The sequence below is a fragment of the Aureispira sp. CCB-E genome (assembly GCF_031326345.1).
Lineage (GTDB): Bacteria > Bacteroidota > Bacteroidia > Chitinophagales > Saprospiraceae > Aureispira.
The window spans coordinates 5,676,899-5,698,607 of record NZ_CP133671.1; the positions used below are offsets into that span (position 1 = coordinate 5,676,899).

A 21,709-nucleotide genomic window follows, 5' to 3' on the forward strand; every position below is an offset into this window, starting at 1 on the left:
AATATTATGACGTATCTTCAAGAAATCATCCAAAATCCCAATACATTTTACTTTTTCAAGTCGTTGCACATCATTGGTTTTGTTAGTTGGTTTGCAGCTCTCTTTTACTTACCCCGTCTATTTATTTACCATACTGAAGCTATGGACATGGAAGAGCCCAAACGTTCAATCATCATGGAACAAATGGGCATTATGGAGCGTCGACTGTATACAATTATTATGACCCCTGCCCTATTTATTACATTTTTAGGAGGGTTCTCTATGCTGTATTTACGAGGTTGGACTTGGTGGACATTCAATATTTGGATGCACTGGAAATTTGGCTTAATACTTCTCTTGGTAGGCTATCACCACTATAGTAAAGGTATTATGAAACGTTTGGAAAAGGGAGAACAAGTAATGACCTCAACTCAGTTTCGCTTGTACAATGAGATCACCACACTTTTTTTGACGGCAATCGTTTTACTAGCAGTTTACAAAGATGGTTTGAAATTTATCTATGCCCTTGTAGGACTAGTTCTATTTGGTATTGCCTTGGGCATGGGCGTAAAGTGGTATAAAAAAATCCGAGAACGGGTAGATTAGATAAAGGATAAACATACTTATAAAATCACAGGCTTCTTTCCGTATCTCAAGTCTTATATTTTTTATTGGAAAGAACCCCATGATTTCATTCTAACAACGTTAAATAACTTTAAACATGCTCTTCTCTAAACAAATCTACAACTCTGTTTAGAGTACATTTCTTGTTTAAAATTTGGAAAACTCCATTTGAAAAAGTGCCCAATGTTCACTCCATCTAAATGAATATTTCCTATGAATTGCAAAACATCGAATGCCTCTGGTTGATCATACCACTATCCTCATTTTTAAGGAAACTTAAGACATCTTTGTTTCTGCATCTAATATATTTCATTATCGAAGTTAAAAAAAAGACATTTTGAGGGAATACTTTCAAATAAGAAAAAAATTAAAATATATTAAAAATTAAAAGTCAACAAAAAACAACTACTAAGTCATGAATCTTTCAGAGCATTATGCCCTTGTCTATTCTATGTTGGTTGGTCTAACACTTATCCTATATATAAAAAAATGGGGTGAATTATTGCAAGTCCGTTCTTATTCGATTTATGTTATTGTTCCTTTACTTTGGTCCTTAATTTTTGTCGTTTTATACCTAAAAACATCTATTTTATTAGTCAACACCACTATAAATCCGATGCTAATCACTATATCTATGTTAACAACAGCTTGTTATTATTGGATTGGGATGTTGGCTTTTCCTAATACTCAAACACTTAATACCAAAGATCAATTTGCTTACTTAGATTATTACGAACATTTTAGGAAACAACACTTTTGGGTTATAGGACTTGCATTAGTCGGACAAACCCTGACATGTATCCACCTTGCCCCTAGTGCCAACACGTGCTCCAATTATTTACTATTCGTATTACTGAGCATCGCTTTTTTTACAGAACATAAAGGCTTGATGTGCTTATTGGGTTGGTTAGTTGGAGGGATATTATTACTATAATTGGAGTTATAATGACTTAACTTTTGCCGATTTCTTTTTATAATCTAGAATATTTAATCGTTCTGTGCACCCTTGAAAATCTTCTTCTACATTGGATGCAATAATCGTTAACCTATCGGGAGCGTAGGCATATTCTTTTAGCAAATCAACATACCAAGCAACCGCCTTCCGATCTAATGTAATAGTAGGTTCATCCAACAACAACAAAGAAGTATCGGAACAGATTGCTAGAGCCAATTTTAGGCGTTGCTGCATTCCTGAAGAAAAATATTTAACTGCTTTTTTTCTTGCTGATTTGGGATATTCTAGCCGTTCTATCAATTCTTTTTTAGAACATCTCATTGTTTTAAATTTCCAATGAAAATCAATAACTTCTTGTAGCGTAAATTCTTCAATTAACTCTATATAAGGAGCAGCAAAACTCAATTCCTTATAAGCTTGATCGATGGAAATAACTTCCCCTTTTTTGGAATAGATTAATTTTCCTCTCGAAGGAGACAAATGTCCTGATAAGACCTGCATAAATGTAGATTTTCCAGAACCATTATTACCTAAAATGGCATAGCCAGTTCCCATCAAAAATTGATAGTTTATTTCTTTGAAAATCCACTCAAATCGATACCTTTTTCCAATATTTGTCAACTCTAAATTCATACTACTACTATTATATATCACAACAGAAGCAGCCAAACTGTTTTTTTAACAATTTAGCTGCTTCTGTTTTATTAGACAAGATAAAACCGTTATGACCTTAGCTCCTGATATTAGATTTCAGGGGCATCGTTATTTTTAGGGCGTTTATTTGTCAAGCCCTTGATGACTCCATTTTTAGAAGCTCTCGTAAAATCTATAATACGTTGACGCTCTTGGCTATCTTCAATATTCTCTTCAATAAATTGAATGCCTTTAGAGATATTTCGATGCTCTACAAACAATTGGTGGTAAATATCCTGAATTGTTCGGATAGAGTTAGAAGTAAATCCTTGACGACGTAAACCAACTGTATTGACTCCAATATAAGAAGCAGGATAGCGAGAGATTCGGACATAAGGAGGCACATCTTTATTCAACAAAGTACCTCCGCCAATCAGTGCGTGCGCACCAATTTGTACAAATTGATGTACAGCAGTCATCCCTCCTAAAATAACATGTTCTTCTATTTCTACATGTCCTGCTAAAGTAGCATTGTTCGCCAAGATACAGTGCTCTCCAATAACACAATCATGAGCCACATGAACATAAGCCATCAACAAACAATTGTTTCCAATAACTGTTTTGTAATTGGCTCGGGTACCTCTATTTAGTGTACAATATTCTCTAATGATCACATTGTCACCAATTTCCAATGTTGTATCCTCTCCATTGTATTTCAAATCCTGAGGAATTGCTCCAACTATTGCTCCTGGAAAAATTTGACAATTTTTTCCAATTCGTGTCCCTGACATGATACAGACATTTGCTCCAATAGTAGTATTGTCTCCAATCACTACATCTGCTTCAATAGTTACCCAAGGGCCAATTTTAACATTTTTACCAATACGTGCATTAGGATGAACAGCTGCGTGCTGATAAGGTTGCATAACGTTTTCTTCCATTCGTTTTATCGTCTAATAATTTGCGCTAATAGTTCCGCTTCGCATACTAATTTGTTACCGACATATGCTTTGCCTGTCATTTCACACAAACCTCTTCGAATAGGGCTAATGAGCTCCATTTTAAAGAGAATTGTATCTCCTGGCAAAACAGGATGTCTAAAAAGTGCATTTTTGATGCGCAAAAAGAAAGTATCCCATTCATGAGGATTCTCTACATTTTCCATAACCAAAATACCACCCGTTTGGGCCATAGCTTCTATCTGCAACACCCCTGGCATAACAGGATTGTTAGGGAAGTGTCCAGGGAAAAATGGCTCGTTCATTGTCACATTTTTAACCCCAACCACATGTTTGTCAGATAGCTCTATGATTTTATCAATTAACAAAAAAGGAAATCGATGCTGAAGTTTTTTTGTTATTTCATTAATATCATTAACTGGTTTCTTATTCGGATCGTATTTGGGTATACCTCGCAATTTGCGAGATGTCTTATAAGTGCTTAATAATTCTTTTGCTAGTTCTGTATTAGCGGCATGTCCAGGTTTTTTAGCAATAATCTTGACCCTCAGATCCAATCCTGTTAATGCCAAATCACCAACTACATCTAGTAATTTGTGGCGCGCTGCTTCATTTTGAAAACGCAATTCGGTGGTGTTCAATATTCCCGATTGTTTGACCTCTATATCTGTCGAGACATCCAACTTCTTTGCCAAGGCAGCCAACTCTCCATTTTTTGGAACACTATCTACAAAAACGAGCGCATTGTCTAATTCGCCGCCTTTGACCAGTCCAGCGTCTGCCAAAGCAGATAATTCATGCAAGAAAACAAAGGTTCGATTCGGTGCAATTTCTGTTGCAAAGTCTTCTAAATGATCTAGATTTGCATACTGCTTTCCTATTACAGACGAATCAAAATCAATAAGGGTTGTAATCTCAAATTTTTCTGAAGGTAAAATTGTATATTCTGCTCCAGAAGCCTCATGTTTCCAAATCATTGGTTCAGAAACATCCAGATAGTTTTGTTCTTCTTCTTGTAGATCAACTCCTACTTCGTTTATCTTTTCAACAAATGGCAAAGCAGAACCATCTAATATCGGCACTTCTTCTCCATCAATATCAATCAGGACATTACTTACTCCAGTACCTTTTAAAGCAGCCAGTAGGTGCTCTACCGTAGACACAGTGGCGTCCTTTACTCCCAAAACGGTGCAGCGTTGTGTTGCTACAACATGATTAGCGTCTGCTTTTATAATTGGCTGTTTTTCTAAATCAATTCTGCGAAATTTTATGCCATGGTTCGCAGCGGCAGGATGCAAGGATAGTGTGGTTTCCTTACCTGTGTGCAATCCTTTACCTTCTATCTCTATAGATTGTTTTATCGTCGCTTGTTTCATAACTCTATGAAGCTTAAAAGATTGTTAGATAATATGGTTTCATATATAGTGAATACTTTATGCTTTTTTTTCTTAGCGGCTACAATTTACTAATAACCGTTCGGACAATGGTTGAATAGGTATATCTTTTTTTCCAAGTGCTCCTGTATTTTACAATAATATCCTTTACTTCTTCTGGTGCAATTGGGGCAATTTCAGATAGTTTTCGCCTCAACTCTGTCCCTTTTATTTTATGTGTAATTATTATTCCTCTTGAAAAAGCAGCATTGTAGCAATCTGAAAAATCAAAAATAATCTCCTCATCAATCAAAATTCTAAGTTGTTCCTCCCCTACACGATTATATACTGCACTATGATTTTCTTTGATTAGATCCAAAATTACTTTGATATCTGCCTCTATAAAATCTCCATAACAATAACGCATATAACTTCTTCCCTGATAAACACCTTCATAACCATCTGAGACTTTAAAATAACGCAAGTCTTTGTTATGAAAATAGCCATCAACTGTTGTATGTCCCCACGCTTCGCCTTCTAAATGACCTAACTTTGCTAATGCCCCTATTGCTTTGGCAATCAATGATTCGCTTCCCCCATCTGAAGTTGAGTCATTGTTAGCCCAATCTGATGCGGCTGTACAAGAGTAAAAAATAATATTCACATCACTAGACATATATGGAGAGCAGTTTTTAATAAATGCCTCTATATTGTCACTATTTAACTCTTCTCCTTGGGGACCGCTATTAATCGAAATGCCATCAATCCATCCATGAGAAGCCAAAGCAACTGTTTTAAATAAATAAGCATCGTCTGCCATCTCAAAAACAGGATTTTCTATTGCTGGTGTATAATAAGTTTGGTTATTGTAGCGGTGTGCCTTGGTCATACATTTTTTTACAAAGGCTCCTAAACTAGTAATTGAGTTACCAACTCCTGCTGATTTTTTTTGAATATATTCAGGCATTGCTATACCTATTTTCACAGAATCAACCGTTGGTGTACTCCCAGTAAAACCAATTGCTTTTTGTTCCCTTGCCCATCTGCCAGAACCATTCTTAAATATCTCCAGATTTACGTCATCATCAATCTCGTAAAAAATAACAGTCAACCCATTTGGAAATTCTTTTAACAATTTATTCCCAAAACGTATTTCATCGTCAATCAAAATTGGGTCAGGAATTGGGATCGGTTTGATTTCAACTTCTATATCAGGAACTGGAATCGGCTCGACAGGCAAAACAGGTAGTTTTATTGCTCTTAAAGGTGGTTCAAACATGGGAAAATATCGCAAGAACAATTTATCACAAGATTTTGTTTCCCAAGCTATTTTAGAAGATTTTAGGGCTTTCTTGAAGGCGATATACGTCTTTTTTAATTTCCTTTTGGTTACTTTATCTTCCGTATTAGAGATCAATTCTTTTACTTTTTCCTTAATATCGTCTTCTGAATAAGGCGGTCTAAGTAGTTCTCTTTCAATTTCAGCATCTTGATACAAGATTTCCAAAGAAGCTTTGAGGTTTTTATAAGCTTCTAATTTTTTTGATAATTCAGGACTGATGCTCTCTGGATTATTTTTTTCCGCCTCAATAGCTGTTTCCAACTGGCGGATCATCTCCATCAATTCTTTTAATGCTTCTAGTAACTCTAACATAGTTTTTAGGGTCTGCTGTTTTTCTTTAAGAGAAATAATATTAGTAGCAAAATAATTGTTCCACCAACAGCCCCCCATAAAAGTAGAGATGTATTAGAAGATTTTGCAGTATTGCTATCTTGTTTTATTTCCTGTTCTTCTTGTTTCTTTTTTAATTGTAAAGCTAACTTTCGTTCAAATAAGCTATCAATTAGAGTTTTTTCTTGAGGAGTTACCTCCAATTTATAAGCCAAAACTGGACGATAATCCAATTGAGCCCCCAATGGGTAATTTCCCTTTAGGTATTTTCTCATCTCTGCAAATTCTTGTTGACTCACTCCTTCTAAGGTTCGTTTGGGTAAAGTAGGCTTGGTGTAATATTTTTTTGAATAGGCCTCTTCTACATTTTCACCTGCTGAAATCCACGACAATTCATCCGACTTGATTTCCTCATAAAAAGCCTGCCCTATTTTTATTTCCTCCTCCAACAACGCTTGTAAACGTTGTATATCCAAAAGTTCTTTTTTTTCATTGGCATATTGCGTGAACAATACATAAGCTGCCCTTCTTTTATATATTTCTTGCACCTTAGGATCTTCTACCTCATAAGACGCTTTTAGATAAGCACGAGCAGCCAAATGTCTTGCAGCAGAGCGATTGCCTGTATTAAATAATAAGTCCCCCAACACTTCTAATAAAATGGGAGAATCATAATTTGCAAAACGCATCATTCCCAATACACCGATCAATGCTTTGTCCAAAACATCTGTAGGCAATTTTTCAACATCCTTTTGGGTGCGTTCTTTATGTTTTTCTAACAAAAAGCTATAGAAGTTATTGTCATTTAACGTACTATAATAATTTTGAGGATACTTATAAAAAGTAGCATCTAAGGGTAAATTGATTTTTCCTTCTTTGGATTTAGACAAAATATACTCCACCAAATACTTCTGATAAATCTCACGTCCAAAATGAGCATTTGTGTCGAGCAACAAAGCTTGATCAATTGCCTTTAAAGCAGCCTCTAAATTCCCATCAAAAATATAAAACGTTCCTAAATTTGCATATGTCTTGTAAGAAGGACCTTCTAACTCTTCTTTTTCATGCATCAACTGAATTGCCTTTTTCTGCTCTCCTAGTTTAGAATAAGCAACTGCCAAATCGTCGTACCAATCGAAGTGTTTGGGATTTTCCTTTAGTTTTGCGGTTCTGTCTTTAACTCTCCAATAATAAAATGCAGGTGAATGTCTTAAAAAATTTCCTGCAATCAACTCTAGTGCGCTTGGGAACTGCTCTCGCTCCATTTCGAGGGTATCATAATCCCACAAACAGGACGAAAAAAGTAGTTGCACACTTCCTAGTATCAATAAAACTAAAGTGTATTTTAAGAGTTGATTCATAATTGGTAAATAAAGAACAGGATTCCTTTTTTTTGGTTACAAAGATAAGCTATTTTTCAAGGCATTATAATCCCAAACAATTTTTATGTTAAATAAATGAAGCTTTAGCTTCTAACATTAGCAATGATCAATAGAAAGCAACCGCAACAACTCAAACATTAAAAACCTAACAATCAAACTAATACACAAACAACTCTCTATTAATACAAAGATACATTTCGATACAAAAAAGACCTCTTGAGTATTATTTTAACTTCATCCACTCTTTTTCCATTTTATCTACTTTCTTCTGTAATTCAGGCAAATTTTTAAATACAATAGCACAACGATAATACTGCTTATAATCTATTGCAGGTGATCCCCAAATAGCCGTATTTTCTTTTTTAACAGACTGAGCCAAGCCACTTTGCGCTTGAATTTTGGTACCATTGGCAATCTTTAAATGACCTGCAAAACCTGCTTGCCCTCCAACCATACAGTTATCTCCAATCTGAGTACTCCCTGCGACTCCTACTTGCGAAGCCAATACCGTATGTTTGCCTACTCTAACATTATGAGCTATCTGAATTAAATTGTCTAATTTTGCACCTTCCTCTATTACCGTGGCATCCATCGTAGCACGATCAATAACTGTATTGGCTCCAATTTCCACCTCATTGGCAATTAAAACAATCCCTAATTGAGGAATTTTTTTGTACGAACCATCTGTTTGTGGCGCAAAACCAAAGCCATCACTACCAATAACAGCATTCGCATGAATAGTGACATGATCCCCCAATTGGCAAGCTCGATATATCTTTACCCCCGAATGCAGTGTAACATGATCCCCCAACACAACATCGGCACCGACATAAACGTGTGGGTAAATAGTTACATTTTTTCCAATTTTAGCACCTTTTTCAACATAAGCAAAGGCATCAATTCTTGCTCCCTCACCTATTTCAGCTGTTTCATCAATGTAAGCCTGCTTAGAAATTTGCTTTTGTTGCTCTGCCTCCATTGCATCGCTAAAGTGTTGCATCAAAACACTCAAACTGGCATATACGTCATCAACTTTGATTAAGGTTGCCTTTAAAGTTTCTTTGGGTTCAAAATCTTTGTGCACCAAAATAACAGAAGAGTCACAAGTATAGACATACGATTCATATTTCATATTGCCTAGAAAACTGATGGCACCAGGTTCTCCTGCTTCTATTTTTGCTGGCTTACTGACCAACACATCAGGGTTTCCCACCAACTCCCCACCTAGCAACTGACTAATTAAACTTGCTTTAACTTCCATATTTTTTCTTTTTTTCGTTCGTTCGTATTCTCAACTATTTCTTATGTTCAACTTGTAAGAATACTTGTACCATTGAGTTTCCTAATTTTTTATAAAAGCATCTATTCGAAAGGGCTAAAATACGATTAAGCTATTTTAATACCTTGTAAATTTTTCCTCCTAAACTTAATGAATTTCTATCCAAAATCTCTACTTTGAGAAAATTATCCATAGTTTAATATTTTGCCATGCAAATAACATCTAAGTTACCCAATCTAGGAACTACCATATTCACGGTCATGTCTGGCTTAGCTAATCAGCACAATGCCATCAATTTATCTCAAGGATTCCCCAACTTTGACTGCGACCCTAAGCTAAAAAATCTAGTCAGTCATTACGTTCAAAATGGGTATAATCAATATTGTCCTATGACAGGGCTTCCTACTCTAACACAACGCTTGGCAAATAAAATTGAGCATTTATATCAAGTAGCCTACAACCCAAAAACCGAAATCAACATTACTTCGGGCGCTACTCAGGCTATTTTCAGTACCATTCATGCCTTTGTGCATGCTGGTGACGAGGTGATTATTGTAGAACCTGCTTATGATTGTTACCAACCAAGCATACAACTAGCAGGCGGTATTGTTGTCCCCTATCAAATTAAAGCACCTGATTGGAAAATTGACTGGGAAGCGTTTGGGCAACTGATTACTCCTAAAACTAAAATGATTATCCTCAATACGCCACACAATCCTTCGGGTAGTATTTTAATAGATGACGATTATCAAGCTTTACAAAAATTAGTAGCAGATACTAATATCTTAATTTTGAGTGATGAGGTCTATGAGCACATGATTTATGATGGTCAAAAGCATTGCTCTATTTTAAGCTACCCCGCTTTGAGAAAACGAAGCTTAGCGGTCTATTCTTTTGGCAAAACCTTGCATGCAACAGGTTGGAAATTAGGTTATATTGTCGCCGATGAAGCTTTAATGTACGAATTCCGAAAAGTGCACCAATTCGATGTTTTTTCATCCAATACTCCTATGCAATATGCCATTGCCGATTACTTGGAAGACGAAAGCACCTATTTAGGCTTAGCTAACTTTTTCCAACAAAAGCGAGATTTATTTTTAGATAAAATCCAAGACAGTCCCTTTGAATTTATTCCTAGCGCGGGCACTTATTTTCAAGTAGCTGATTACTCTGCTATTAGCGATGAACCAGATACAGAATTTGCCAAACGTATGACCATAGAATATGGCGTTGCGGTCATTCCTATCTCTGTCTTTTATCATAATAATTTAGACAACAAAGTTGTCCGCTTTTGTTTTGCCAAAACAGAAGATGTATTGGAAGAAGCTGGAAAATTAATCAAAACCATTCAACCTAAGTAGATCGTTTTTAAATGATTCAATCTCATTGTTTAGGGCACAATATTTTATTATAAATAAGCCACTCTAATACTTTCACAGGAGCCGTATTCGGCATATAAGCAGCAATCATTTTGACACAATCAATCAAGTAATGATCGTGTAGTTTCCTTATTAAAGGAACAATGGCTTTATTTTGTACATACACAAACGGCTCTAAATTCGTAGGCAAATAAATTCCTTCTTCCTCTTGCACGTAAGTTGCTCCTAAGACAGGCACTGATAGAATGCTTGCTTCTTTATTGACAATTAACTTAGCTGTTTTTTTTAAAGTAACCGTTTCATTTTCTACCTCCGAAGCCGTCAAGAACGTTTGCCTTGTTTTCCAAAAAGAATGGTGTTTAAATTGTTGATGTTGGTTGTAAAAGGCTTTGGTCCACGTTTGATTTTTGGTAACTTCTATATCAATAACTTGTTTGTAATAATTAATTGCCAGCATCTCATTTTGTGGCTGAGATAATAAAGTATTCACGACAATAGCCCCTTGAAAAGCTGATTTAATAGCCTTCTGTACACCTTGTGAAGCTATTGGATCTAAAGAATATGCAGCATCACCTACCCTAATATATTGTTTAGAAATAGGTTGGCTATCCACATAAGCAGTCGCATCACAAGTGTTGAGTATAGAGTCTCTTCTGTGATACTTTTGAGCAGGAAATAATGAGGCACATTCAATACTTTTGTTATAAAATTGATTTAAAGAAGTATGTTTTTTGATAAAATCAGCATCGGAAAATACACACATCAAATAATCACACTCCGATACTGGTGCTCCCCAAACCCAACCGTTTGGAATCGCTTCAATAAAAGAGTTTGTACACATAACTTCATTGCATCTCCAATAAGCATAAGTAGCCAATGTTTTGGTCAAATATGCCTTTTTGATAGAATTCTTGACAACGGGTTTTCGACCACTTGCCTCGACAAGAAAGTCCGCTTGAATGTTTATCGTTTTATTGGTGGCGTCTTTGATACTAATATCCCACTGTTCTTCTGGGCTTAACTGCAACTGTAACTGCTTAAAACCTTGCAAGAGGTCTACTCCTTTTTTTACTGCCGCATTCATCAAAATTTCGTCAAAAACACCCCGATCAACGTGCCACCCTGCTTTATCAGTATCAAAATTTTTGTCAACAATATGTTCGCTTGCCCACAGCAACTTCGATTCTTTAGCACTAACAAATCCTTTGGCAGCCACAATATCTCTAATCTCCAACAAATCCAACCAATGCAGAATTCCTGCACTCAAAGATAAGCCGATATGTGGACGGGGGAACGCCGCTTTTTCCAACAACAGCACCTTATACCCAAATTGAGTCAATTGATGGGCTATTGTAGAGCCTGCTGGACCTCCCCCAATCACAGCTATATCGTATTTAGATTGATACTTATCCATAGTTTATTTGTTCCAATTAGGCATCAAACGATGAACACGTTCGTAAGATTGAATGGCAAAATGCAACCATCCTCTTATATAATCACAAGCCACTCTTCCTTTTTCAATTACCTCATGATGACAACCTCCGCCACAGAGGTAACGAGCCCAACATTCTGTACAAGGTGACTGTTGGTGTACGTGCCTATCATGAAGCCATTTGTGCTGCCATTCGCTGTTAATTCCTTCTTGGATACTTCCCATAGCACCACTTTCTTCATTAACAAAACGATGACAAGCATACAAATCTCCATCTGCCGAAACGCCCATATATCCTGCTCCTGCTCCACAAGGGTAAGGACGATGTGTTCCGTTGCTAATTTCCTTAAAAGCATTGATCATATTCAAGAATGGGTATCGTTTGCCTTGAAGTACAGCTTGTTCAAACCTCAGCCCGCATTCTATCATATTGGTCAATAAAACTTCCAAATCTTTTTTGCTCATTTCCTTTTTCCCATTGCTAGCATTTAGTAGAGGAGAAAAGCCAACGCTATGAAACCCCATATTGATAAACTCATCCAATACCGTTGCCAAACCTAAATTTTCAGCCGTCACAGTCACTCTTGCCGATACCTGCATTTTGCGTTGTGCGCTTAACAAAGGGCGTATTTTTGTCATAATTTGCTCATAAGTCCCCTTGCCGTTTTTTAAAGGCCGCAAACGATCATGTGCCTCTTTTAGTCCATCTAAACTAATCGTAATTGCAAAACCGTACTCCTCAAAAAACTGTATATCTTCATCTCGAATTAGCGTTCCATTAGATGTCGTTGAAAAATTAACGTTCACCTGTTTTTGTTCTGCTAAATTAGCAGCATACTCTGTTGCCAAACGAAGACCAACCCGATTCATTAAGGGTTCTCCCCCCAAAAACGTTAGCTGTACCGTGTCGCCTTTGTTGGCACCATTGATCAACATATCAATCGACTGTAAGGCCATTTCTAAGGACATATTCTTAGATGGTCCTCCAAAATCTCCTTGATCAGCATAGCAATAGGAACAACCTAGATTGCATTTTTGTGCCATTGCCAACGACAAAGCACGTAGTGGCGGTTCTTTTAAAGCAGTATCGTTTATTTTTGTCCTCATGTCCACGCCCAAGGCAAGCAATTCGTATTGAATTGCTTGCTGGTCCTGTAATTGCATCATTTTTTTTAAACGCTCAGCTGTTGAAAAATCAACATCAATAAGTTGGCTACCATTGGGTACAAACAGTTGCTGTCCTTTTGCCCCCTCAATAAGGTGTATTTGAGGTGTTTTAGGTTGTGCAGCCGTTGCAATATGTCCTGCCATTTTTTGTGCTAATAAATTCAATGAAGCGCCTTTTGAATATGACTTAGTTTCCATTTTATGCTTCTTTATTGTCATTAGAACCTAAGGCATCCTTTCCTTTAACGATAAATTGCAACTCACCTTCCCAATTCATAAACAAATCATCGTAAGTTAACAATCGGGAATCCACCCTATCGTCAGGAATATAACTACCACTACGTTTTTTAGACATCCAATTATCGCCCTTGCTTAAACCATCTTTATCAGGCTCGACATTGACATAATCTGGACGGCTAGCAGCCCAATAATAACAAGCACACTCTCTATAATCATTTTGCCAAGGGGCACAAAGACCTTGCGTTAATTCTCCTGGCTCTAAGATATCTTCTGTAAACGCAGCACTGTTATCTTCAAAAAAGGTATTGACAGTTAATACATGTAGCTCCAACGCATTATTATTAACATTCAAATCTTTGGCTTCAACAACAATCTCTTCGTTAGACTCTTCTTTGGTAAAATAACACTCCACTTCTTGCCCTTGTAACTGCAAAATTGCCGCTAAATTATTGGACCACTCCATAAATGAAACGCCATTAGGATTCTCTTTTGTCATCAAAGACACATTTCCACTACCAGGCATAGTAGGTCCTGTTGTTGGTACCATCGTTGGTTTTCCATTGATACCAACTAAGCGATGATATTTCAAACGTTCCAATTCTCCTTCTCCTTCAATAACAAAATTATTGTTCTCAATCAAAGTCAAGCCTTTAAAAGCACGTCGCCATAGATTTCTAAAATCAAATTCTAAGCCAGGGAAACAGTTGGAAATAGCCGACCTAGGTAAGATAGAAAAAGGATTTCCTTTACCTCTATAATGCAATTGGCTTTGGAGGTCGGATACAGGAATGGTTCGGCAAGTCTGATTTAACTGCTCACTAGCTTCCTTAAACATAGCGTTAGCAGCTGCCTTAATAATCGTATCAATTTGTCGATGCGTAAAACACAGCGCTCTCCCATCTGCACCCCGCATCAACCCAGGCATTTTTCGACGTTCTTCATCCGACAAATCCCCAATTTTATCTGGTCGTCTAATTGCATTATCAAACCAAGGTGATAAGCCAGTACTAATTCCATTGAACACTCGCTCATGAATTGCTCGAACAGCTAAGTTATCGACCAAGGAAGTAGCCATAATAGGCTCATACATTCTATTAAAATCATTAGAATCTTGGCGCACCATTGTACTTGCTGTATTGTATTTGCCGTTGTATGCATTGCCATTCATAATAGCCGTATTCATCAATCGAACCGTTTCCAGAGCACGACGAATAATGTCTTCCGCTTCTTCTATAGACACGGGCTCTTGCACTATGGGACCTTTTAATATTTGCTCAATTTCATCTGTAACAACACGAACAGGCAATGTATCAGGCGCAAAGGCTGGCGGACCAGCACTAATATGAGTTCGAGCTTTTAGAATATCACCTTGTCCTAAGTCCAAATGTACAGAAATAAACCCATCACATTCATCATCCAAATATCCCCAACTCACACGGGTACCATTTGTAGCATCATCATACCCTGCAAAAATCATAGCGGGATTGGTTAAAATAGGTCTTTCTTGATTGCCTTCTGTATAGCCAAACCAATCTTTTGTTTTATCATAAATGAGAAAAGCATCTCCCATTTGTTCATAAATAGGGTCTTTTTCTTCTGTCATCGTCTCGCCAGATATTCTCGTTTTAGAAGCCCCATAAACTTTTCCTGGACCAGGGGTATACCTAAATCTAATTTCTGGAAAATCTTCTGTCGGTTGGATGAACTGTACTGTTCCTAATGGCAAATATTTCCCTGCCAAAAAGTTATCACACAATCCCTTCAACTCCATTCGCTCATGTGTCGTAATATTGTTGATTTGAGCATTGATCTTATCTGCTACATTTTGAGTTCTCCTATATAATTTGATATTGGCCACATCAACATGCCAAGAGAGATTGCTCAATGTTAAGCCAGCCTCTTCCAACAATGCTTCTGTTAAAGGAACTAGCGTATTTTCATCTTGATCGGTAATCACAAAAACTTCTAAAAATGGTGCCACAGGATGAATTTTCCCCGCAGAATCGCCTAAGCCTGTAGAATCTTTAAAAACAATTTGTTCAGGCAGATAGGCTTCAATAACTCCTGTCGTCGGATTTACATTGAGTGTTTCTTTAGGAATAATCGTTCTAAAATCAAGTGGTTTGGTTTCCGATACTTCCAAATCAAAAGCTGCTAAAGGCTCTGTAGCAGAACCAAGTCGACCGATAGCAATAGGGGGCAATATTCTTATATCTATAATTTTCATTTTTTTACATTTATTGGGTGTGTTTAATTAACAACAGTTCACTAAAAACCTTATTAGCCTGATTATCATTCCTTTTACCACTAAAAGCAAATAAAAACATATCTTACTAATAAGCAACTACGAAGTACTCATGCAATACCCCTAGTCATGTTAAGCAGGAACATTAATAATAGCCGTAGCAATTTTTTGAAAATTCTCATCCGCTTCCTTTAGAGAATATAAATATTTTTTATGTTGCTCATCCGCGGTCAATAACAGTTCTTCAATAAGCGGTTTGGAAGCTTGAACCAAATCTTGATGTACTTTCCATCGACTTATTTCTCCCAATGGTAATTCCATCGTATATGGTGTTAAAAATGGTGGGCCTGCCATAGTTGAAGAACCTACTGCAATAGGAAGTTGAACTAGAACTCCTGCAATTCCTCGAAGGTTATACATTTCTCCAAATGTTGCATGAATAATTGTTCCTCTAGGAGAATAAGCTCCAGAATTATTAAAGCCGCCATCCAACAAAAAGCTATGTGTCAAGAATGTCAACAACATTCTATAACGGACATTAAATAAATTTCCCCACGTCTTTGCGACTGGATTTGTAATAACATCAATTTTGCTATCAGTATCCAGACCTTCGGAGGGTGAATAAGTAGGATCTGCCACTGTTTCGTTGACGGTAGGATTGGTTGCAACGGGTCTAGTAGGCTCAAAATCTTGTGGCATCTTGCGCCATTCTTTGTATATGGTTAAAAATCGTTCGAAGTGAGAATCTTCGCCATCAACTTCCTCCATTGCTTCTCCTTGTTCTGCAATTTTATTCAAAGCAGTGATGGCATCTGTTCTAGAAAGTAAAGGAGCTACTAATACATCTGGAGTTCCTTGAGGATTTGCCCCCGAACTATTTCCTCTTGCTCCTCCTTTATATCCTCTACCCCATTCATCAAACTTCGCTTGAAAAGGATAAGTACCTGATAAAAACACATCATCTGGAATTAGTTGATCGTCCTCTATAATTGCTAATATCTGCTTAAACAATACACTAATAGGATCGCCATGATTTTCTTCTGTATTAATAACTGCTTTTATTTCTGCCTTGATTTCTTTCATCTCATCGTCATCTCCATCTGTATCATTCAGCCAGTTTTCTGGTGATTCTGCGTACACGTATTTGGCTAACGAGTCTTTTGAGAAAGGTTCTAGCTTAAATTCGAAGGGATACAAAACAGAATCCCATGGAAAATCTTGACGATTAAAATTTAAAGGCGCTCCTATCAAGCGCAGTACATTTTGGACAGAAACAAAATGCCCCATTTCTTCTTTGGCGATTCCCAATACGATTTCTTGCCAAGCATGAACCTTGGCTTTGTACTTATCTAGTACTTGAGGACCTCCCAAACTATAAGCAGCATAGAGATACTGCACCATTAGGCTATGTTCTAGCTCAGCATCTACATGTAATAGATAACTTAACCAATCTTTGGGGTTAAACTCTGCGGGAATTTGAGCTTGTACAGCCCCTACTAATTCGGCAGACTTAAGGCGTTGAGGCTGCTTAAAAAGGTGAATTAAATGCCTCGAATAGCGATTTTGCATAAGATTTTTAATGTTTTAATTGTGATGAAAGAGCTTCTTGTATATTTTATTTTCATTGCGTTGTGGTTTTTAATTAACACAGCATACCACCTTATGAACTGTAGTGTTCACAAATATTGAATGAAATAAATATCTATAATTAAAACAACCTTATTTTATGCAATAAAGGGATTTACAAAATAGGACATTGGCATAATACCAATTGGGGACAAACTTTAATTAATTCTAATAAATTATGCTACCATTACTTTTTGGAAACTACGCAGTAACAGTGAACCGCATCAATTTGACAATCAGCTGCGCAACACTCACGAAGTATTAGTTCTACATAATAAGAATATATTCACAAACATCAAATTATATACAATTAATATTTTATAAAAAAATAAATATCTCCCAATATCTAGTCCTTTTTTTTGTACCTGATACAAAGTTCTATAAACAAAAAAAGACTGTCTTTTCAGACAGTCTTTTTATATTCTATATCTCATTGAGATTACTTATTCGTACAAGTATAACCACCTGTTTCTAATGTTCTTCTGTAGTCAATTGCAGATATCCCGCCAGGAATTCCTGTACTAGCGCTTGAAGTACCATTTGTTGTAATTGTAACTTGATCGTTACAAACATCGTACTTCGTATCAACATTGTTAATAGTTTGCTCACATACATAGCAAGTATCTTTTGCACAAGAAGAGAATGAGACAGCAGCTGTTATAGCTAGGGCACAAGAGAATAGTAATTTTTTCATGATTTTAAGATTTAAAATGAGTTATAAAATTTGTTCGCTGGCAAAGCTAACATTAATCTTGAATCAAAAAAACATTCATCCTTTAAATGCTTGTTAAATAAAAGTTAAATGCAGAGAAAGAAAATCCTAGCCCCTTTACTCGCTAAATGCTTTGGTTGCGATTGTTATTATGGGAGCTATATTTTGCAAAAATCATTGAGGTACAAAGCAAACTTTTTCTTTGAAATCATGATTTATTGTATCTTGCTAACCTTTATAAAGATAGACTTCAATAACAATGAAATTACGCTGGAAAATAGCTCAGGCTGCTGAAATACGCTGGTGGCAAGGCTATTTGAACAAAAAAGACAAATCAGAATACTTAACTTGGAAAAAAGATTACTGGAAACAATTTTTAAAAGATTGTCAACTCACCCTTCCTCCACAGGCAACTTGTTTAGATATTGGTTGTGGACCTGCTGGTATTTTCACCATCTTACCCTATCAAGAGGTAGATGCCATTGATCCCCTTTTAGATAGTTATGCAGAAAAATTACCGCATTTTGTGCCAAGTGATTATCCTAATGTAACGTTTCAAAACCTGCCCTTAGAAAAAGTTCAACTCAACAAAACCTATGACTATGTGTTTTGCTTGAATGCTATTAATCATGTCGCTGATTTGGAACAATGCTTCGATAATTTATTTTCATTGACCAAGGCTGGTGGCACCTTAGTTGTTTCCATTGACGCCCACAATTATCGCATCTTTAAACACCTATTCAGAGCTATTCCTGGCGACATTTTGCATCCGCATCAATTTGACCTTGAAGAGTATCAAACAATGGTTACAACAAGAGGTGGTCACATTCAAGCAACCATTCACAAAGATAAAGCTTTCTTTTTTGACTATTATGTTTTGGTCATTAAGAAAAAATAGTAGTTCGTTGGTATTAATGCAATAGACAATGTCCCAACCAATCTTTTGCTAAAAAACATATTTTTTCCAGATACGAGCTAAAGTTAATTTCTTTGTCAATTTCTATGTATTTTTAATGTCTCAATCATTTCCAAGCTTTCTCCCAATTTAGACCAATTGATACGATTACTAAAATAGTTTGGCTATCAATTTATTTTCTTCCGCTCTATTCCTTCAATGTACTTGAGAGTTTGAAGATCTAATTATCATAATATTTTTTATATCAAATCCCTTGTTGTAATAATGAAGATTTATACCATTACGTCCTTTCTATTCATACTTCTTTTTTCGCCCTCCCTTGTTGCGCAAGAATACTTTAACAATCAACTGACTTATGCTGAAATTGATAGCATTCAAATTGAATTATACAACAAAGGAGACTATAACAGTTGTGCTATTTTTACAGAAAAAGTACTTACCAAAGTTGCTAAAGAATTTGGTAAAGAAGATACACTGTATGCCTTTTATCAAAATGACTTAGGTTCTTTTTATTATGAACTTGGCGCATACAAAAAATCAGCTTTTCACTATTTCTCTGCCCAGAACATTCTTAAAAATAAAATAGGTAGGCATGACATTAATTATATCAAAGCTTTAAATGGTCTAGGAGCTGCCTATCAAATGAGCGATCGCTATACAGAAGCAGAAAGTATTTTTATTGAGCTAGAAGACATTATCACCAAACAATGGTCAACCAATCCCAATTTATTTGCTATTATTCTAAATAACTGTGCTCGATTATATTGGATGAATAAGCAATATAAAAAAGCAGAAAAATTACTGATAAAGACCAAAGACATCCAAAAGCAAAATTTGGGTGAATTTGATAAAGACTATGCGATTACATTATCCAATCTAGCCATTCTTTACAAAGACTTAAAAGAATACGATAAAGCAGCCCCTTTGTTTGAAAAAGTAAAGGAAATTAGGCTCAAAATACTAGGTGCATCTCATCCTTACTATGCAGTAGGATTACACGACTTGGGAGCATTTTACATCCTAGCTAAAAAATACGATGCTTCCGAAAAACTACTACAAGAAGCATTACTCATACAAACAAAAGTTTGGGGAATCAAACATTATCAGTGTGCTAGAACACTTTTAACCTTAGGTGATTTATATTTTAACCAACACAACTGGCAACAATCTGAACATTATCTCATTCAAAGTCTTTTGTCCAATACCAACGTAGCTTCCGATAGTTTTTCATTAGATAAAATACACGAGTATGATTATTTTTCTAATAGCTTGTTTCATTTGACCATTCAAAAACTATTAAGCATCTACGAGCTGCAATACCAAAATGGAGACAAGCAAAAGATTGAAGAATATTATGCGTTGGTTCAAAAAAGCATTGCTTTAGGAGAAAAATGGAAAAACTCTTTTGACAGTGATCAAAACAAATTAAAATCTTTAAAAAGCAACTTTCTACTCATAGAGAAAGGAATTGAAGCGGCTTTAATAATTGACACAGATGCTGCCATCAAAGAATCGTTTCGATTCGCAGAACAAAATAAATCCATTTTGTTAACAGATGCCATCAAAGGAACTGCTGCTAGGTCTCTTGGCTACCTCCCTGACTCTCTTGGCAATATAGAAGTCATGCTACAAAAAGAATTACATCAATTAAAGAACAAACGACTTCGGATACGTTCTAAAGAGGAACGCACCCATCTCAACCGTGCTATTTTGGATCTTGAACTTCAACGAAATAAATTCATTGAGCAAATAAAAAAGAATTATCCTAAATATTATGCTTTAAAATACCAAGACATATCGGTTAGTGTCGAAACGATTCAGCAACAACTAGATGATAAAACACTTTTGTTAGAATACTTTGTAACCGATACTATTTTGTACTTATTCAGTATTAGCAAAACAAAAATTAACGTTTATCCAATAAATATTGATGCAAAGGATTGGATGTTAAAATTAAACGTCAACCGCCAAGCCTTGACGGATTTTAATTGGATTGTCAACCACATGGATAAGGCTTACGAAAATTATACGTCCACAGCTCATTGGCTTTATAACAATATATTAGCAATGGCTTTGGAGGGAAATAATAAAATTAATCGCCTGATCATTATTACAGACAGAGAACTGGGCTATTTACCTTTTGAAACCCTCTTGACTGCTCCAGCACCTGCTTCTGCTAGTTATCAAAGTTTGCCTTACCTATTGAATCAATATACGATTAGTTATGATTATTCGGCAACCCTGTGGAAGCAGAATTTAGCCACTATCAGTCAAGCTAAGTGCAATTCTCAAATTTTGGCATATGCTCCTGCATATCACCAACCAGATTCTGCCAATATTATTCATACAAGAAGTCAAGAATATCGTATTCGACAACTATTAGAACCTTTAAAATCGGCTAAAGAAGAAGTACAAAAATTAAGCGAACTGTATGCGGGCAACTTTATCTTTGAAACAGACGCCAATGAGCACTCGTTTAAAACCAAAGCTTCCGATTATGGCATTATTCACTTGGCAATGCATGGTGTTGTCAATGCTGAACAGCCAATGTTATCTTCCCTCGTTTTTAGTGAAAACTATGATAGTTTAGAAAATAATTTCCTATATGCTTATGAAGTCTCGAAATTAAACTTAAATGCCAACTTAGCGGTTTTATCGGCTTGCGAAACAGGCTATGGGGAATTTCAACAAGGGGAAGGGATCATCTCATTAGGGCGTTCGTTTATGTATGCAGGTGTTCCCTCTTTAGTGGTAAGCCTGTGGTCTGTCAATGATTTTTCTACAGCACACATTATACGCAATTTTTATCATAATTTAAGTACAGGCATGCCTAAGGATGAAGCACTTCGTCAAGCTAAAATCAGTTATTTGAAACAAAAAAATGGCTTGGTAACACATCCTGCATTCTGGTCAGCCTTTATCCACATCGGCAACCACCAACCTATTTCAATTCATCAAGAAAGTGATTCGATGGGATATATTTGGGGCGGAGGTCTTTTTATTCTTTTGCTACTCTTTGTTATAACCAAACAATTGGGCAAGAAGGAAAAATATACTTAGTATATACTATTTGTCATGCATCAAACACGTCTAAAGCTTTAGCTCCTTGCCAGGGTATAAAGCTTTTTCTTTTCCT

The 21,709-nt window shown here is 36.2% G+C and carries 16 protein-coding genes; 5 read left to right on the forward strand and 11 right to left on the reverse strand.

Features of this window, described 5'->3' with window-relative positions:
* The first annotated feature begins 6 nt into the window (after positions 1–6).
* Both QP953_RS22225 and QP953_RS22230 read left to right on the forward strand, forming a co-directional pair.
* The gene (locus tag QP953_RS22225) at positions 7–585 is read left to right on the forward strand and encodes a CopD family protein (RefSeq protein WP_052594074.1); all 579 of its coding nucleotides are present in this window, start codon (positions 7–9) and stop codon (positions 583–585) included.
* 433 nt (positions 586–1,018) lie between these two features.
* A complete protein-coding gene (locus QP953_RS22230) occupies positions 1,019–1,537 on the forward strand; it encodes a hypothetical protein (RefSeq protein WP_309552992.1) in 519 nt (172 codons plus the stop codon).
* Positions 1,538–1,543: 6 nt separating this feature from the next.
* On the opposite strand, the gene QP953_RS22235 is transcribed toward QP953_RS22230, so the two are convergent.
* The 6 genes from QP953_RS22235 to lpxD form a co-directional block, all read right to left on the reverse strand.
* Complete coding sequence (locus tag QP953_RS22235; protein ID WP_309552993.1) at positions 1,544–2,191, reverse strand: ATP-binding cassette domain-containing protein; 648 nt, start codon at positions 2,189–2,191, stop codon at positions 1,544–1,546.
* A 110-nt stretch (positions 2,192–2,301) separates the two neighbouring features.
* Positions 2,302–3,132, reverse strand: a complete 831-nt coding sequence (gene lpxA / locus QP953_RS22240) for an acyl-ACP--UDP-N-acetylglucosamine O-acyltransferase (protein WP_231512760.1) — start codon at positions 3,130–3,132, stop codon at positions 2,302–2,304.
* Between the two features lie 5 nt (positions 3,133–3,137).
* Positions 3,138–4,526, reverse strand: coding sequence for a bifunctional UDP-3-O-[3-hydroxymyristoyl] N-acetylglucosamine deacetylase/3-hydroxyacyl-ACP dehydratase (locus QP953_RS22245; protein WP_052594071.1), 1,389 nt, complete (start codon positions 4,524–4,526; stop codon positions 3,138–3,140).
* A gap of 79 nt (positions 4,527–4,605) precedes the next feature.
* Positions 4,606–6,177: a hypothetical protein gene (locus QP953_RS22250; RefSeq protein ID WP_309552994.1), complete on the reverse strand. Its 1,572-nt coding sequence runs from the start codon at positions 6,175–6,177 to the stop codon at positions 4,606–4,608.
* A 5-nt stretch (positions 6,178–6,182) separates the two neighbouring features.
* The gene (locus tag QP953_RS22255; protein ID WP_309552995.1) at positions 6,183–7,556 is read right to left on the reverse strand and encodes a hypothetical protein; all 1,374 of its coding nucleotides are present in this window, start codon (positions 7,554–7,556) and stop codon (positions 6,183–6,185) included.
* Between the two features lie 244 nt (positions 7,557–7,800).
* A complete protein-coding gene (gene lpxD, locus QP953_RS22260) occupies positions 7,801–8,838 on the reverse strand; it encodes a UDP-3-O-(3-hydroxymyristoyl)glucosamine N-acyltransferase (RefSeq protein ID WP_052594066.1) in 1,038 nt (345 codons plus the stop codon).
* 227 nt (positions 8,839–9,065) lie between these two features.
* On the opposite strand from lpxD, the gene QP953_RS22265 reads away from it, so the two are divergent.
* Positions 9,066–10,217: a methionine aminotransferase gene (locus QP953_RS22265; RefSeq protein ID WP_309552996.1), complete on the forward strand. Its 1,152-nt coding sequence runs from the start codon at positions 9,066–9,068 to the stop codon at positions 10,215–10,217.
* Between the two features lie 22 nt (positions 10,218–10,239).
* Here the strand turns inward: QP953_RS22265 and QP953_RS22270 are convergent, their stop codons facing one another.
* From QP953_RS22270 to QP953_RS22290, 5 genes are all read right to left on the reverse strand, one after another.
* The gene (locus tag QP953_RS22270) at positions 10,240–11,649 is read right to left on the reverse strand and encodes a tryptophan 7-halogenase (protein ID WP_309552997.1); all 1,410 of its coding nucleotides are present in this window, start codon (positions 11,647–11,649) and stop codon (positions 10,240–10,242) included.
* A gap of 3 nt (positions 11,650–11,652) precedes the next feature.
* Positions 11,653–13,032: a radical SAM/SPASM domain-containing protein gene (locus QP953_RS22275; protein WP_081909477.1), complete on the reverse strand. Its 1,380-nt coding sequence runs from the start codon at positions 13,030–13,032 to the stop codon at positions 11,653–11,655.
* Position 13,033: 1 nt separating this feature from the next.
* Positions 13,034–15,301, reverse strand: a complete 2,268-nt coding sequence (locus QP953_RS22280) for a hypothetical protein (protein WP_309552998.1) — start codon at positions 15,299–15,301, stop codon at positions 13,034–13,036.
* Positions 15,302–15,451: 150 nt separating this feature from the next.
* Entirely contained in the window at positions 15,452–16,888 is a 1,437-nt protein-coding gene (locus tag QP953_RS22285; protein WP_309552999.1) for a ferritin-like domain-containing protein, read from the reverse strand.
* Positions 16,889–17,384: 496 nt separating this feature from the next.
* Positions 17,385–17,639 carry a hypothetical protein gene (locus QP953_RS22290; protein ID WP_052594059.1) on the reverse strand — a complete coding sequence of 85 codons (255 nt, stop codon included), beginning with the start codon at positions 17,637–17,639 and terminating at the stop codon, positions 17,385–17,387.
* 277 nt (positions 17,640–17,916) lie between these two features.
* Here QP953_RS22290 and QP953_RS22295 point away from each other — a divergent pair, with 277 nt between their 5' ends.
* Together QP953_RS22295 and QP953_RS22300 are read left to right on the forward strand one after the other, a co-directional pair.
* Positions 17,917–18,555: a class I SAM-dependent methyltransferase gene (locus QP953_RS22295; RefSeq protein WP_309553000.1), complete on the forward strand. Its 639-nt coding sequence runs from the start codon at positions 17,917–17,919 to the stop codon at positions 18,553–18,555.
* A 282-nt stretch (positions 18,556–18,837) separates the two neighbouring features.
* The gene (locus tag QP953_RS22300; protein ID WP_309553001.1) at positions 18,838–21,633 is read left to right on the forward strand and encodes a CHAT domain-containing tetratricopeptide repeat protein; all 2,796 of its coding nucleotides are present in this window, start codon (positions 18,838–18,840) and stop codon (positions 21,631–21,633) included.
* The last annotated feature ends 76 nt before the right edge of the window (positions 21,634–21,709 follow it).

What these genes read in the sequence shown, in the direction of transcription:
- QP953_RS22225 (WP_052594074.1), top strand. Translation starts at nt 7, where the DNA reads ATGACGTATCTTCAAGAAATCATCCAAAATCCCAATACATTTTACTTT.
- QP953_RS22230 (WP_309552992.1), top strand. Translation starts at nt 1,019, where the DNA reads ATGAATCTTTCAGAGCATTATGCCCTTGTCTATTCTATGTTGGTTGGT.
- QP953_RS22235 (WP_309552993.1), bottom strand. Translation starts at nt 2,191, where the DNA reads ATGAATTTAGAGTTGACAAATATTGGAAAAAGGTATCGATTTGAGTGG.
- lpxA (WP_231512760.1), bottom strand. Translation starts at nt 3,132, where the DNA reads ATGGAAGAAAACGTTATGCAACCTTATCAGCACGCAGCTGTTCATCCT.
- QP953_RS22245 (WP_052594071.1), bottom strand. Translation starts at nt 4,526, where the DNA reads ATGAAACAAGCGACGATAAAACAATCTATAGAGATAGAAGGTAAAGGA.
- QP953_RS22250 (WP_309552994.1), bottom strand. Translation starts at nt 6,177, where the DNA reads ATGTTAGAGTTACTAGAAGCATTAAAAGAATTGATGGAGATGATCCGC.
- QP953_RS22255 (WP_309552995.1), bottom strand. Translation starts at nt 7,556, where the DNA reads ATGAATCAACTCTTAAAATACACTTTAGTTTTATTGATACTAGGAAGT.
- lpxD (WP_052594066.1), bottom strand. Translation starts at nt 8,838, where the DNA reads ATGGAAGTTAAAGCAAGTTTAATTAGTCAGTTGCTAGGTGGGGAGTTG.
- QP953_RS22265 (WP_309552996.1), top strand. Translation starts at nt 9,066, where the DNA reads ATGCAAATAACATCTAAGTTACCCAATCTAGGAACTACCATATTCACG.
- QP953_RS22270 (WP_309552997.1), bottom strand. Translation starts at nt 11,649, where the DNA reads ATGGATAAGTATCAATCTAAATACGATATAGCTGTGATTGGGGGAGGT.
- QP953_RS22275 (WP_081909477.1), bottom strand. Translation starts at nt 13,032, where the DNA reads ATGGAAACTAAGTCATATTCAAAAGGCGCTTCATTGAATTTATTAGCA.
- QP953_RS22280 (WP_309552998.1), bottom strand. Translation starts at nt 15,301, where the DNA reads ATGAAAATTATAGATATAAGAATATTGCCCCCTATTGCTATCGGTCGA.
- QP953_RS22285 (WP_309552999.1), bottom strand. Translation starts at nt 16,888, where the DNA reads ATGCAAAATCGCTATTCGAGGCATTTAATTCACCTTTTTAAGCAGCCT.
- QP953_RS22290 (WP_052594059.1), bottom strand. Translation starts at nt 17,639, where the DNA reads ATGAAAAAATTACTATTCTCTTGTGCCCTAGCTATAACAGCTGCTGTC.
- QP953_RS22295 (WP_309553000.1), top strand. Translation starts at nt 17,917, where the DNA reads ATGAAATTACGCTGGAAAATAGCTCAGGCTGCTGAAATACGCTGGTGG.
- QP953_RS22300 (WP_309553001.1), top strand. Translation starts at nt 18,838, where the DNA reads ATGAAGATTTATACCATTACGTCCTTTCTATTCATACTTCTTTTTTCG.